Source organism: Streptomyces sp. NPDC048566, assembly GCF_043199735.1.
GTDB lineage: Bacteria > Actinomycetota > Actinomycetes > Streptomycetales > Streptomycetaceae > Streptomyces.
Window position 1 is genome coordinate 191,109 of sequence record NZ_JBICWL010000006.1, and the last position, 14,154, is coordinate 205,262.

The 14,154-nt window shown below is 70.4% G+C and carries 7 protein-coding genes; 1 reads left to right on the forward strand and 6 read right to left on the reverse strand.

What is annotated here, in order from left to right:
• Positions 1-184: 184 nt before the first annotated feature.
• The 6 genes from pulA to ACGFS9_RS13335 all read right to left on the reverse strand — a co-directional run bounded on the left by pulA (position 185) and on the right by ACGFS9_RS13335 (position 12,615).
• Positions 185-5,584, reverse strand: a complete 5,400-nt coding sequence (pulA, locus tag ACGFS9_RS13310) for a pullulanase-type alpha-1,6-glucosidase (protein WP_393253077.1) — start codon at positions 5,582-5,584, stop codon at positions 185-187.
• Between the two features lie 144 nt (positions 5,585-5,728).
• Positions 5,729-7,111: an alpha-amylase family protein gene (locus ACGFS9_RS13315; RefSeq protein WP_393252885.1), complete on the reverse strand. Its 1,383-nt coding sequence runs from the start codon at positions 7,109-7,111 to the stop codon at positions 5,729-5,731.
• Positions 7,112-7,347: 236 nt separating this feature from the next.
• A complete protein-coding gene (locus ACGFS9_RS13320; protein ID WP_393252887.1) occupies positions 7,348-9,027 on the reverse strand; it encodes a glycoside hydrolase family 13 protein in 1,680 nt (559 codons plus the stop codon).
• A gap of 250 nt (positions 9,028-9,277) precedes the next feature.
• On the reverse strand, positions 9,278-10,186 hold the full coding sequence (locus ACGFS9_RS13325; protein WP_393252888.1) for a sugar ABC transporter permease: 909 nt from the start codon (positions 10,184-10,186) through the stop codon (positions 9,278-9,280).
• Between the two features lie 13 nt (positions 10,187-10,199).
• The gene (locus tag ACGFS9_RS13330; RefSeq protein WP_393252889.1) at positions 10,200-11,204 is read right to left on the reverse strand and encodes a carbohydrate ABC transporter permease; all 1,005 of its coding nucleotides are present in this window, start codon (positions 11,202-11,204) and stop codon (positions 10,200-10,202) included.
• 136 nt (positions 11,205-11,340) lie between these two features.
• Positions 11,341-12,615, reverse strand: coding sequence for an extracellular solute-binding protein (locus tag ACGFS9_RS13335; RefSeq protein WP_393252891.1), 1,275 nt, complete (start codon positions 12,613-12,615; stop codon positions 11,341-11,343).
• Positions 12,616-13,081: 466 nt separating this feature from the next.
• Here ACGFS9_RS13335 and ACGFS9_RS13340 point away from each other — a divergent pair, with 466 nt between their 5' ends.
• Positions 13,082-14,116 (forward strand): LacI family DNA-binding transcriptional regulator, encoded by a 1,035-nt coding sequence (locus tag ACGFS9_RS13340; protein ID WP_393252892.1) that lies wholly within the window; start codon positions 13,082-13,084, stop codon positions 14,114-14,116.
• The last annotated feature ends 38 nt before the right edge of the window (positions 14,117-14,154 follow it).

Here is a 14,154-nt window from a genome sequence, read left to right on the forward strand (position 1 = left end):
CCGGACGGCCGCGTCCCGCGGTGCCGCCACGTGCGCCGTCGCCGGACGGCGCACGTGGCGGGCCGACGGCGTCTGCGAGGACGCTCCTCCCGAACAGTCCGGGACAGCGGTCACCCGTCCCGCCCGGCCGTGACGGCCGGGCGGGGCGGGTGGGTTGCGTGGAGCGCCGGAGCCCGGCGCCCGGTCACGGGGTCCGGGTGAACACCGCCACCGTGCGGGCCGGGACCGTGAAGGTGCCCGAGGTCCGCGCGTAGGACGAGGACTTCACGACCGGGTCGGCGCCCCGGGCCTGCACGGGGTGCAGCGCGTACGCCGTCCCCGCCGCGGAGCCGACCGTCTGCTCCTGCCGCCGCGGGGTCGCGTTGAAGACGATCACGAGATCGCCGAGCCGCGCGGTGACCACTCCGGGGGTCTCGTCCTTCCCCGACAGCGGGAAGGAGAGCTTCGACTGGACCTGCGCCGCCGTGGAGAGCGAGAAGACGTCCTCGCCCGTCCGGATGCGCTGAAGATCCCGGTAGGCGGCCGAGGCGCCCTCGATCTGGGCGCAGCCCACCGACACGGACGTCAGCAGCGGCTTGGCGTAGGGCCACTTCTCGGCGTTGTCGGCGGCCGGCGGCAGGCCGCGCCCGAACCCGTTGCCGTCCCGGCAGTTCCAGTGGACGGCGTTGAACCAGTCGCCGCTGTCGTAGGAGTTGCGGTCCAGCGACTTGGAGCGCAGCAGGTCGGAACCGGCCTGGGAGAGGGACGGTCCCTGCGAGAGGGTGGCCGTCGCCATCGCCAGGACCTGCATCCTGGCCCGGTCGGCGGCACCGGTGTCCGCCGGCAGCTTGTAGGTCAGCGCGTCGAACAGCGACTCGTTGTCGTGGGCGTCGGCGTAGGCGAGCGCGTCGCCCGGAGCCTCGGCGTAACCGGCCGGCCGGCCGTTGTAGTCGACCTCGGCGCCCGTGACCTCCTTGCCCGCGGAGTCGGTGAAGCGGTACGCGGCCAGGTTGCCGCTCAGGCCGATCTTGACGAGGTCCTGGTAGTGCAGCAGGCGGGCCTTCTGCTCGGCCGGCGTGCCGTTGGCGGTCGAGGAGTTGGGGTCGGTGAACAGGCCCGAGGCGAAGCCCTGGACGCCGGGGTCGGCGTCGAAGGGGCTGCCGCCGCGGACGGCGTCGCGGGCCCGGTCGGAGAAGGTCGCGATCCCGGTGCCGGCCATGTTCTCCTGGGTGGCCTGGACGAAGCGGGCGTCGTCGGCCACCTCGCCGAAGTTCCAGCCCTCCCCGTACAGCACGATCTTCTTTCCGTCGACGCCGTCCTTGGCGAGCGTGAGGGCGTCGAGGGCCTTGCGGACCGCCAGGATGTTGGCCTTGGGGTGGTGCCCCATGAGGTCGAAGCGGAAGCCGTCGACCTTGTACTCCCTGGCCCAGGTGACGATCGAGTCGACCACCAGCTTGCCCATCATGGCGTTCTCGGTCGCCGTGTTCGCGCAGCAGGTGGAGTTGGCGACCGATCCGTCGGCGAGCAGCCGCTGGTAGTAGCCGGGGACGATCCGGTCGAGGACGCTGGTGGCGGCCTGCCCGCTCGCCGCGGTGTGGTTGTAGACGACGTCCATGACGACCCGCAGGCCGTCCTCGTTCAGCGACTTGACCATGTCGCGGAACTCGACCGTGCGCCGGGTGCCGTCGGGGTCGGTGGCGTACGAGCCCTCGGGGACCGTGTAGTGGTACGGGTCGTAGCCCCAGTTGTAGGCGTCCTTCGCCGCGGTCTTCGCCACGCACTCCTGCTGCTTCTCGGAGTCGGCGGCGTAGGAGGCCAGGTCGCAGTCGGTGCTCTGCCGGTCCGCCTTCTTCTCGAGGATGGTGGCGATGTCGAACGCCGGCAGCAGGTGCACGTACGAGGTGCCGGACTCGGCCAGTGCCTTCAGGTGCTTGGAGCCGTCGCTGTTCTTGTCGGTGAAGGCGAGGTAGGTGCCCCGGTCCTTCGCGGGGACGGTCGTGTCCGCCACCGAGAAGTCACGGATGTGCAGTTCCTGGATCTGCGCGTCCCGCAGCGGCACGGCCTTGGGCTTCTTGAGCGCCGACCAGCCGGACGGGGCGAGGGACCCGGCGTCGAGGTCGACGACCAGGCTGCGCTCGGAGTCGGTGGTCAGGGCCACCGAGTACGGGTCGGTCACCTTGTTGGTGACGACCTTCCCGACGCTCGGGGCCCACACCTTCACGACGTAGCGGTAGGGCTTGCCCGTCCAGGACCGGCGGCCCCTGACGGACCAGACGCCGGTGGCGGCGTCGCGGTGCATGGCCACGGTGTCCCCGTCGAGGTCGAGGCTCACCGCCTGCGCCGTCGGCGCCCACACGGACAGAGTGGGGACGCCGTGGCGGAAGACCGGCCCGAGCCGCGCCGTCCGCGCGTCGTAGAGGTCGTCCAGCGCACCGGCGATCTGCACGCCGGTCGCCGCCAGCACGGCGCCGTTCGCCGCGCGCTGCGAGGCGACCAGCTGACCGCCCAGCGCCGCGCGGACCCGGTCGCGGTCCCGCGGGTCGACCGACCAGGCGGTGGACGACTTCAGGTGCGGGAAGGCGGCCTTCTGGGCGTCGGTCAGCGTGGTCTTCGCCAGTCGCAGCCAGCGCTCGTCGTCGCTGGTCAGCGTCCCGTCCTTGACCGTGATCGAGCCGTCGCGGGAGGACAGCAGCTGGGTGGAGGCAGCCGCGTCGGACCCGTTCCAGACGACCGTGTCGCGGTCGATCCAGATCGCCTTGGAGGTGGTGAGGTCCAGGGCGGCGGCGCTGCCCGCGGGCTGCGGGAGGAGGTAGCCCTCCCGGCCCGAGAGCAGCCACGCCTCGTGGCCGTTCGCCGTCAGGTCCAGGGACTGGTCGGCGGGCAGGTCCTTCTCGTCGCCCTTGTGGAGGATGTAGGCGAGGCTGGTCGCGCCCTCGGCGAGCGGCACCTCGAAGACCGCCCCGTAGGCGTCGGTGCGCACCGGCTCCAGGGGCTTGGTCCAGTCCGTGGGCGTCGCGGCCCCGGTCCAGGTGTGCAGGCCCCAGCCGGTGTAGTCGCCGTCGGCGCGGTGGTAGTGCAGCACCGCCTTGGTCTTGTCCTGGGCGGGCAGGTCCGGCCGCTCGGTGAGGACCGTCTCCTTGCCCTGTTCGACCCAGACCTCGCCGGTCTGGGTGACGTCGATCGTGCGGTCACTCGCGACGTCCTTGGTGCCGTCCTTGTCGATGACGAGGAAGCCGACACTGGAGGCTCCGGGCTTCAGCTTCACGTAGGCGAACGCGCCGTAGGCGTCCCGGCCGACGAAGTCGTGGCCGGCGGGCCAGGTCGTGGCCTCGCCGTCGGCGAGGTCGCCCCAGGCGTAGAGCCGCCAGTCGGTGTAGTCGCCGTCGGTGCGCCGGTAGTGGACGACCGCGTAGTCGCGGGAGGAGGCCGTCGGGACCTCCGCGGCGGCCGGGGTGCCGGTGACCGAGGAGGCGGTGGCGCTCGCGGTGCGGCCCGCGGAGTCGACGACGACCGCCTTGTAGCGCAGCGGGGTTCCGGCCGGCACGTCCGCGTCGAGGACCTGGGTGACCTTGTAGGGGGCGTGGTCGGCGGAGCCGAGGGTCCGCCAGGAGCCGTTGCCGACCTGGGCGGCGAAGACGACGCGGTCGAGCTGCCCGCCGGTGACGTCGGCGCCGAGTTCGACGGTGCCGGTGGCGCCGGCGTCCGGGGCGTTCAGGGTCAGCGACGGCTTCGCCGCGGGGGCGGCGAGCCGGCCGGCGGCCTTGAGGACGATCGCCCTGCCGGCCGGGACGGAGACGGTGACCTTCCTGTCCGCGTCGCTGCGCACCGTGGCGGAGGTGCCGTAGATCCCGCGGAAGTCCATGCCCGCCGAGCCGGTGGCGAACGTCGCCGACTTCGCCGCGTCCGCGTTGTTCACGGCGACGACGTACTCGGTGCCGGAGCGCGCGTCGGTGCGGGAGAAGGCGTACACGCCCGCCCCGTCCGCGGCGTAGCGCTCGGTCTGGACGCCGTCGGCGAGGGCCGGGTTGTCCTTGCGGAGCTTGGACAGGGTGCTGATGGTCTTGTAGAGCGGCGCGCTCGCGTCGTAGGCGTCGCTCGCGGCCGTGCGGTCGGTGCCGATCTCGTCGTCGTCGAGGTAGTCCGCGATCTTCGAGGCGAACATCGGCTGGCGGGCGTCCTTGTCGCCGCCGGAGCCGGTGAAGCCCTGCTCGTCGCCGTAGTAGACGACGGGGTTGCCGCGGCCGAGGAACATCAGCTCGTTGGCGAGCCTGTCCTTCTCCAGCAGCTCGGCGTCGCTCGCCTTGGGGTTGTCCTGGTTCAGGAAGTACCCGATGCGGCCCATGTCGTGGTTGCCGAGGAAGGTGACCTGCTCGTAGGCGTTGGCCTTGTCGGTCGTGTACTTGTAGTCGTCCCCGAACACGGCGGCGAGCTTCTGCGCGCTGCCGCCCTGCGAGGCGTAGGCGCGGGCCGCGTCCTGGAAGGGGAAGTCGAGGGTGGCGTCGAGCCGGCCCCGGGTGACGTACGGCGCGGTCACGGAGGTGTCGGCGGAGTAGACCTCGCCGAACATGAAGAAGTTCTTGCGCCCGTGGCGGGCGGCGTACGCGTCGAGGGCGGTCGCCCACTGGGTCCAGAACTCCATGTCGACATGCTTCACGGTGTCGATCCGGAAGCCGTCGACGCGGAAGTCCCTGACCCACCGCTGGTAGATCTTCTCCATCCCGCGGACGACCTCGGGGCGCTCGGTCCACAGGTCGTCGAGGCCGGAGAAGTCACCGTAGGTGGTGGACTCGCCCGTGTAGGTGGAGTCGCCGCGGTTGCTGTACATCGTCGGGTCGTTGAGCCACGACGGGACCTTGACGTCCTTCTTCGCGGCGGGCACCGTCGGCGTGCGCGGGAAGGAGTCGCCGTCCACCGCGGGGAACCCGCGGCCGCCGGCCGCGTAGTCCGCGTCGTCGAAGGGCCGGCCGTCCCGGGTCAGGTAGGGGAAGGCGCCCTTGGAGAGGTAGTCGTAGGACTTCTCCCGGTAGTCGACGACGTCGGCGGTGTGGTTGGTGATGACGTCGAAGAAGACCTTCATGCCCTTGGCGTGGGCCGCGGAGATCAGCTTCCGCAGGTCCGCGTTGGTGCCGAAGTGCGGGTCGACCCGGGTGAAGTCGGTGATCCAGTACCCGTGGTAGCCGGCCGAGGCGTCCTTGCCGGTTCCCTGCACGGGCTGGTTCTTGAAGATCGGCGCCATCCAGATGGCGGTGGTGCCGAGGCCCTTGATGTAGTCGAGCCGCTTCGTCAGCCCCTTGAGGTCGCCGCCCTGGTAGAAGCCCTTGTCGGTCGGGTCGTACCCGGTCGACAGCCGTGAACCGGTCAGCCCGCCCCGGTCGTTGGCGGTGTCGCCGTTGGCGAAGCGGTCCGGCATCACGAAGTAGAACTGTTCGCGGGTGGCGTCGTGCCGCGCCGGCTGGGCCGCGAGCCGGGCGTCGGACGGGGGTGCGGGCGGGGTCTGGGCCCGCGCCGCGAGGGGTTGCGCGAGCGATACGGCCAGTGCGGCGGCGAGGACGGCTGCGCGCAGCCGCGGACGGCCGGGGCGACGCGCCGGCCCTCTCGGTATCAGGTCCACAGCAGTGAACTCCTAGCGATGACGGCGTACTCGGGTCCGACCCCGCGCTGCGTTCCGGCCTCGGTGCCGGGCGCCCGCGTGACCGTATCGCTCACGCAAGGTTTACAGCAAGAGTCTTGCAACATGCGGAAAGGCTTTTCAGCAGCTGGACTTGCCCGCGTAGAGGGCGAGGGCGGTGTTGGCGCCCAGCATTGCCGTGAACTGCCCCGAACCGTTCACCGTGACCTGGGAGTTGTTCTGCACGTTGCAGTAGGTTCCGGCGGCGAGGGAGGTCTGGTACGTCCGGCTGAGCGAGGAGTTCTCGTGGTTCACGGCCACGAAGCCCTTGCTGCCGCGACCGAAGGCGATGGCGTTGTTGCCGTTGTCCCACCAGTTGCTCAGGCCCTGCCCGCGGGTGGCGTTGCGGAAGGCGACCATCGCCTTGATCTCCGGCCAGGCGTGCTGGCACTTCCAGCCGTCCTGCCAGCAGGCGTTGACGGTGCCGCCGTTGGGCGGTCCGGCGTCCGCGTTCGACCACTCGTAGCCGGAGTTGATGTCGGGCGCGCCGTAGGGGTAGGCGAGCATGAAGACGTTGGCCAGCATGTAGTTGGCGCCGCTCTTGTAGTTGAGGGTGGAGCCGTTGCGCTCGGTGTCGTGGTTGTCGACGAAGACGGCCGCGCCGGAGCTGTTCAGGTAGCCCCAGCCCTCGCCGTAGTTCTTCAGGTAGGCGAGCTTCTCGTTGTTGAAGACCCGCTTGAGGTCGTAGGCGTAGCGGAACTCCTGGACGTCGCCGTTGCCCGTGTACTCGGTGGGCTGGACCGCCTCGCCCGCGCCGTAGATGACCTCCTGCTTCCAGTAGGCGGAAGGGTTCGTCAGCCGGGACTTGATGTTGGCGAGGTCACCGGCGGGTATGTGCTTGGCCGCGTCGATGCGGAAGCCGTCGACGCCGTAGCCGAGCAGGGTGTTCAGGTACCCGGCGATGGTGGACCGGACGTACTCCTCGCCGGTGTCCAGGTCGGCGAGGCCGACGAGTTCGCAGTTCTGGACGTTGGCGCGGTTGCCGTAGTCGGTGATGCTGGCGGTGCAGTCGTCCATGTCGTACGAGGAGTACAGGCCGGGGTAGTTGTACTTCGAGTACGACGAGCCGCCGGTGCCGGTGCCGGAGCCCGCGGACATGTGGTTGACGACCGTGTCCGCCACCACCTTCACGCCCGCCGCGTGGCAGGTGTTGATCATGTTCTTGAAGGCGGTGGCGTCTCCGAGCCGGCCGGCGATCCGGTAGCTGACGGGCTGGTACGAGGTCCACCACTGCGAGCCCTGGATGTGCTCGGCGGGCGGGGAGACCTGGACGTAGCCGTATCCGGCGGGTCCCAGGGTGGTGGTGCACTCCTTGGCGACGGAGTCGAATTTCCACTCGAAGAGGACGGCGGTGACGTCCTTGGTTCCGGGCGGTGCCGCCTCGGCCGTGCCGGCGGGGAGGAGCGCGGACGCCGCCATGCCGGCGGCCAGCGCGAGCGCGGTGGCGAGGGGTCTCTTGGCCATGTCATCTCCTGCACGTCGTTGTGCGGTGGGGGTGTGCGAGCGCGGGTGACCGGGGCTCCGGGGTGCAAGTGGGGTGCCCGGGAAGGAAGTTGCCCGGTAAATCAGTCGGGCGTGTGCCGGAACGTATCTCTTGCCGGCAAGTTTCAGCAAGATGTCGTAAGGGTTTTCAGGGCGTCAAAAAAGCGGTGCCCCGGTCCGGGAGGACCGGGGCACCGCTCGGCAGTGGCGGGACAGGGTCAGGCTGCCCACCACACGGTCGTGTCGGCGGGCAGCTTCGCCTCGCCGCCCTCCGGCACGCTCACCTCGCCGCTCGCGACGAGCATCCGGCCGTATACGGGGACGGTCGCCGCCCGGCCGCCGGTGTTCGCGGTGCAGACGAATCCGCCGCGCCGGAAGGCGAGCACGCCCTCCGGGGCGTCCAGCCACTCGACGGTGTCCCCCGCCCCGAGGTCGGAGCGCTCGCGGCGCACGGCGAGCGCCTCGCGGTAGAGCTCCAGCGTCGAGCCCGCCGCACCGGTCTGCGCCTCGACGCTCAGCTCGGCCCACTCGGCGGGCTGCGGCAGCCAGCTCCCGCCGTCACCGAAGCCGTACGAGGAGCCGGCGCGGGTCCACGGGATCGGCACCCGGCAGCCGTCCCGGAACCCGTCCTGGCCGGCGCCCCGGAAGTAGGCCGGGTCCTGGCGCACCTCGTCGGGCAGGTCCACGACGTCCGGCAGGCCCAGCTCCTCGCCCTGGTACACGTAGGCCGAGCCGGGCAGGGCGAGCATCAGCAGGCTCGCGGCGCGGGCCCGGCGCAGTCCGGCCTCGCGGTCGCCGGCGGTGCGGATCTGGGTGCCCAGGCCGGCCTCGTTGGCGAACCGGGTCGCGTGCCGGGTCACGTCGTGGTTGGACAGCACCCAGGTGGACGGGGCGCCGACCGGGCGCATCGCGTCGAGGGTGCGGTCGATCACCGAGCGCAGCTCGGCCGCGTCCCAGTGGGTGCCCAGGTACTGGAAGTTGAACGCCTGGTGCAGCTCGTCGGGGCGGACGTAGTTCGCGGTGCGCTCGATCGTCGGCGTCCACGCCTCGGCGACGAAGATGCGCTCGCCGGAGTACTCGTCGAGGATGGTGCGCCACTGCCGGTAGACCTCGTGCACGCCGTCCTGGTCGAAGAACGGCATGACATCGTTGCCCAGCAGTTTCAGCTGGTCGTGGTCCCCGAGGTCCGGCAGGCCCTCCGCCTTGACCAGGCCGTGCGCGACGTCGATCCGGAACCCGTCGACGCCCATGTCCAGCCAGAACCGCAGGATCGAGCGGAACTCGTCGCCGACGGCCGGGTGCTCCCAGTTGAAGTCGGGCTGCTCGGGGGCGAACAGGTGCAGGTACCACTCGCCCGGGGTGCCGTCCGGCTCGGTGACCCGGGTCCAGGCCGGGCCGCCGAAGATGGACTCCCAGTCGTTCGGGGGCAGTTCGCCCTCCGCGCCCTTGCCGGGCCGGAAGTGGTAGCGCTCGCGCACCGCGGAGCCGGGGCCCTCGCGCAGGGCGCGCTTGAACCACTCGTGCTGGTCGGAGGAGTGGTTGGGCACCAGGTCCACGATGATCCGCAGGCCGAGACCGTGGGCGTCGCGGATGAGCGCGTCGGCGTCGAGGAGGTTGCCGAACATGGGGTCGACGGCCCGGTAGTCGGCCACGTCGTAGCCGGCGTCGGCCTGCGGCGAGGCGTAGAAGGGGCTGAGCCACACGGCGTCCACGCCGAGGTCGCGCAGGTACGGGAGTCGGGAGCGTACGCCCTCCAGGTCGCCCATGCCGTCGCCGTTGCTGTCGGCGAAGCTGCGCGGATAGACCTGGTAGATCACCGCGTCCCGCCACCAGTCGCGGTGCGCGGCGACGGTGGCGAGAACGGAGTTCGGGGCCTGGTCGGCGGAGTGCTGGCTCATGGCGTCCTTGATGCGATGGGTTCCCCGGGGCGGGCTCGGCCGCCGGTGGGGAGGAGTTCGGTGGGGGCGGGCCCCGGCTCGCGCGGGGCGGGAGCGGGGGCGGAGGAGGTCCGGGGCGGGCCGGGGGGGGTCGGACGGGCGGATGAGGCGGCCGCGGAACCGGCGGGGTCGGATGGGCACCGCGGCCGCCACCCGCGCGTGAGGCACGCGCGGGAGTCTTTCGGGCGGGACCTTCCGGGCCCCGCCCGGATCAGCCCTTCGTGCCGCCGGCGGTCAGTCCCGTCACCAGGTTCTTCTGCACGAGGTAGAAGAACGCGGACACGGGTATCGCGACCAGGACCGCGGTCGCGGCCATCAGGTTGCGCTGGGCGTCGTGCTCGCTGACGAAGCTCTGGAGTCCGACGGCGAAGGTGTACTTCGAGTCGTCCAGCATGAACGTCGAGGCGAAGGCGACCTCGCCGAAGGCGGTGATGAAGTTGTAGAACGCGGCCACCGCCAGGCCCGGCTTGGCGAGCGGCAGGATCAGCCGGAAGAAGGTGCCGAAGGGGCTCAGCCCGTCGACGCGTCCGGCCTCGTCGATCTCGAACGGGATGGTGTCGAAGTACCCCTTGAGCAGCCAGGCGCTGTAGGGGACGGCCGTCGAGCAGTAGACGAGGATCAGGCCGAGGTAGGAGTCGATCAGCTGCAGGTCCGAGAGGATCTGGTACATCGGCACGATCAGCACGGCGATGGGGAACATCTGGGTGACCAGCAGGACCCACATGAACTTCCGGTAGCCGGGGAAGCGCATGCGCGAGACCGCGTAGCCGGTGCTGGCCGCCACCATCACGCCGATCACGGTGGTGCCGAGCGAGACGATCAGCGAACTCTTCATCCAGTCGAAGAAGTTCGTGTGCCCGAGCACGAAGGAGTAGTTGTCGAACGTCATCGTGTCCCAGATGCGTCCGGGGTGCAGGTAGTCGTCCTTGTCCGGGCCGAGGGACAGGAAGACCAGCCAGGCGATCGGGAACAGCGCGATCAGGCTCGCGACCGTCAGGATGCCGTGGGAGGCGAGCGAGCCGGCGAGGCCGCGCCGACCGCGCCGGCGGGCCGGACGCGGCGACTCGGCGGGGACGGGGGCCTCTTCGGCCGGTGGCGTCCGCAGGGTGGTGGTGCTCATGGAGACTCCCGCCTCAGATCGCGAGCTGCTGGTCATTGCGGTTCAGCCAGCGGCGGTAGAAGGAGGTGAAGACGACGAGGATGGCCAGCAGCAGGATGCCGTAGGCGGCGGACTGCGCGAAGTCCCGCGGCTGCTGCCCGAAGCCGAGGTAGTAGGCCCAGGTGACGAGGATCTGCGCGTCCGGTGCGGTGTTGCCGAACAGCAGGAAGATCACGGCGAACTGGTTGAAGGTCCAGATCACGCCGAGGAGCACCACGGTGGAGCTGACCGACCGCAGCCCCGGCAGGGTGACGTAGCGGAACTGCTCCCAGGCGTTCGCGCCGTCCATCTCGGCCGCCTCGTACAGCGTGGAGTCGATGGACTGGAGCCCGCCGAGCAGCGAGACCATCATGAACGGCACGCCGCACCAGGTGTTGACCATGATCGCCGCGAACCGCTGCCAGAAGGTGTCCTCCAGCCACAGCGGCGTGGGCAGGTGCACGGCCTCCAGCATGCCGTTGACGACGCCGCCGTCGGCGAGCATGAACCGCCAGCCGAAGACGGTGACGAAGGTCGGCACGGCCCACGGCAGCACCAGGATCAGCCGGTAGACGGTGCGTCCGCGCAGCTTCTGGTTGAGCAGCAGGGCGAGGCCGAGACCGATCGCGTAGTGCAGGGCGACGCACAGGACGGTCCAGGCGATGGTCCAGATGAAGTGCGACCAGAAGCGGTCGTACGACGTCGGGCCCCAGAGGATGTCCTTGTAGTTGTCCAGGCCGATGAACTTGTAGGTGGCGTCGATGTGGTTGACGCCGATCGTGCGGGCCGAGTTGAGGCTGTTGGCGTCCGTGAGCGTCAGGTAGAAGCCCCGCACCAGGGGATAGAGCACCAGACCGCCGAGGACGACGACGACCGGGGCGATCATCGCGTACGCGTACCAGTACCGCTGGTACGAGTGCTTCAGACGCTGCATCCGGCCGGGGCCCGGTGCTCGGTCACCGCGGCGCTTGCCGGTCGCTCGGTCGATGGCGACTGTCATGGTTCGACACCTTCTGCAAGATCAGGAGTTGGGCGCACACGGCCGGTGGCCGCCGGGTCCCTCCGCCCCGCTGGCGGGGTCCCCGCGGCCCGACCGGAGTCGGGCGCGGCGGGGTGGGTCCGGCGGCCACTCGGGCTCACTTGCTGAAGTCCGGGACCAGCTTGGCGATCGCCAGTTCGGCGTTGCTCAGGCCCTTGTCCAGGGACTCCTTGCCCCCGGCGATCTTCGGCAGCTCGGTGTCGAGCGGGCCCCACAGCGAGCTGTACTCCGGCAGCGCCGGACGGGGCTGGGCGGCGGAGAGGACCGTCTGGTAGCCGGCGATGCCCGGGTCGGCCTTGACCTCGGAGGTGTAGGCGTCGTCCCGCGTGGGGAGCGTGGAGTTCTTGAGCGCGATGGTCGCCTGCGACGTCGCGGAGGTCATGAACTTCACGAACTTCAGCGAGGCCTCCTGGTGGGCCTTGTCCGAGCCCGCGTACACGGAGAGGTTGTGGCCGCCGGTCGGGGCGCCCGCCTTGCCGCTGGAGCCGGCCGGGACGGTGGCGATGCCGAGGTTGGCCTTGTCCGAGAACGCGGAGCCCTTGTAGAAGTTCGTGATCTCCCAGGGGCCCTGGACGATGGCGGCGACCTTGCCGTTGACGAACGCGTCCTGGATGTGGGCGTAGGCGTCGGCGGTGGTGTCGGCCTTGTGCAGGCCCTTGCCGGAGAACAGGCCCTGCCAGGTGCCGTACGCCTTCTTCGCGGCGGCCGAGTTCACGGTGATCTTCTTGGCGTCGGCGTCGACGGTGTCGGTGCCCTCGCCGTAGAGGAAGGACTGCGCGTAGTAGGCCTGGGTCGAGCCCCAGTAGCCGTCGACGCCCGTCTTCGCCTTGATCTTCGCGGCGTCGGTCTTCAGGTCGGCCCAGGTCTTCGGGGCGTCGGTGATGCCGGCCTTCTCGAACAGCGCCTTGTTGTAGACGAGCGCGAGGGTGTCGGTGACGAACGGGACACCGTAGGTCTTGCCGTCGTACTTGGCCTGCTCGATCAGGTTCGACTTGAACTTGGCCTGGTCGGCGAGGGCCGCGGTGCCGTCGAGCGGCAGGAAGTAGCCCTTCTTGGCGAAGGCCGGGGTCCAGCCGACCTCGGAGCGCAGGATGTCCGGGGCGCCCTTGGAGCCGGCGGCCGTGTCGAACTTGTTCTGCGCCTGGTCGAAGGGCACGTTGACGTACTTGACCGTGATACCGGGGTTGGCCTTCTCGAACTTCTTGGCCAGGGCCTTGTACGTCGGCGCCTCATTGGTGGCGTTGGAGGTGTCCCACCAGGTGATGGTGAGGGGGCCGTCCGCCTTGTCGCTGCCGCTGTCACTGCCGCCGCAGGCCGTCGCCGCGAGGGCGAGGGACGCCACCAGCGCGGTGGCCGCTATGCCACGCCGCATGAGATCTCCTTGAGGGTGAAAGCCCGAGTAGGTGGGGATGCGGTCCCGCCCGATCCCCCTGCCGACTTGCCGACTGCGCCGTTGCGTCCGCCGGGCGACGTGAACGTAACAGCGTTGTAAGCGGCGCGAAAGACCTTGCAGCAAAAAAGTGCAAGAGCTGCCGAGAGTTACACCCCCGTGACCTCGGCTGCATCGGGCCGCAACCCGTCTGTGAGGCCGCTCAGCGGACATCCGCACGTCTGTGCAAGACTCTGCAAGCTCTTGCCATGGGCGGCGCGCACGGGGATCATCGGGCGTCAGCGCCTTGCAGGAGCCACCCTTTCCCGCGGCGCACGCCCGGGACGCCGATCCGACCGGAACACGAGGGAGCGCGATGACGCAGCAGCCCGCAGCGGGCCGCACAACCGCCCGCACACGGCGTCCGGTTGGTGGGCAGGGCGAGACGCGACCGGTACAGTCCAATCCCGTGACCACACGGCTTGCCGACATCGCAGCTCAGGCGGGGGTCAGCGAAGCGACCGTCAGCCGCGTCCTCAACGGGAAGCCGGGCGTCGCCGCGACCACCCGCCAGTCCGTGCTGGCCGCCCTCGACGTCCTGGGCTACGAGCGCCCGGTGCGTCTGCGGCAGCGCAGCGAGGGCCTGGTGGGCCTGATAACCCCCGAGCTGGAGAACCCGATATTCCCCGCGCTCGCGCAGGTCATCGGGCAGGCCCTGACACGCCAGGGCTACACCCCGGTCCTCGCGACCCAGACACCGGGCGGTTCCACCGAGGACGAGCTGACCGAGATGCTGGTCGACCGGGGGGTCGCGGGCATCATCTTCGTCTCGGGCCTGCACGCCGACACCTCGGCGGACATGCAGCGCTACGAGCAGCTGCGCGGCCAGGGCGTCCCCTTCGTCCTCGTGGACGGCTTCTCGCCGAAGGTGCAGGCTCCCTTCATCTCCCCGGACGACCGCGCGGCGATGGCCCTCGCGGTCACCCACCTCGCCTCGCTGGGGCACACCGGCATCGGCCTGGCCCTCGGCCCGAAGCGCTTCGTGCCGGTGCAGCGCAAGATCGAGGGCTTCGTGCGCACGATGCAGGAGCAGTTCGCTCTCGCGCCCGCCGACGTCGAGGAGCGACTGGTCCAGCACTCGCTGTACACCCTGGAGGGCGGCCAGGCCGCCGCGAGCGCCCTGATCGACCGGGGCTGCACGGCGATCGTGTGCGCCAGCGACATGATGGCGCTCGGTGCGATACGGGCGGCGCGCCAGCGGGGGCTGGAGGTCCCCACCGACGTCTCGGTGGTGGGATTCGACGACTCCCCGCTCATCGCGTTCACCGACCCGCCGCTGACGACGATCCGCAAGCCGGTGCCCGCCATGGGCCAGGCGGCGGTGCGCACGCTCCTGGAGGAGATCGGCGGGACACCCGCCCCGCACAGCGAGTTCGTGTTCATGCCCGAACTGGTGGTGCGCGGTTCGACGGCCTCGGCGCCCGGGGACCGGAGCCGCCCCTGAGGCGGATTCCGTCCCCTGAAGGACGGTCCGGGCGTTTT

What these genes read in the sequence shown, in the direction of transcription:
- ACGFS9_RS13320 (WP_393252887.1), bottom strand. Translation starts at nt 9,027, where the DNA reads ATGAGCCAGCACTCCGCCGACCAGGCCCCGAACTCCGTTCTCGCCACC.
- ACGFS9_RS13335 (WP_393252891.1), bottom strand. Translation starts at nt 12,615, where the DNA reads ATGCGGCGTGGCATAGCGGCCACCGCGCTGGTGGCGTCCCTCGCCCTC.
- ACGFS9_RS13330 (WP_393252889.1), bottom strand. Translation starts at nt 11,204, where the DNA reads ATGACAGTCGCCATCGACCGAGCGACCGGCAAGCGCCGCGGTGACCGA.
- ACGFS9_RS13315 (WP_393252885.1), bottom strand. Translation starts at nt 7,111, where the DNA reads ATGGCCAAGAGACCCCTCGCCACCGCGCTCGCGCTGGCCGCCGGCATG.
- ACGFS9_RS13325 (WP_393252888.1), bottom strand. Translation starts at nt 10,186, where the DNA reads ATGAGCACCACCACCCTGCGGACGCCACCGGCCGAAGAGGCCCCCGTC.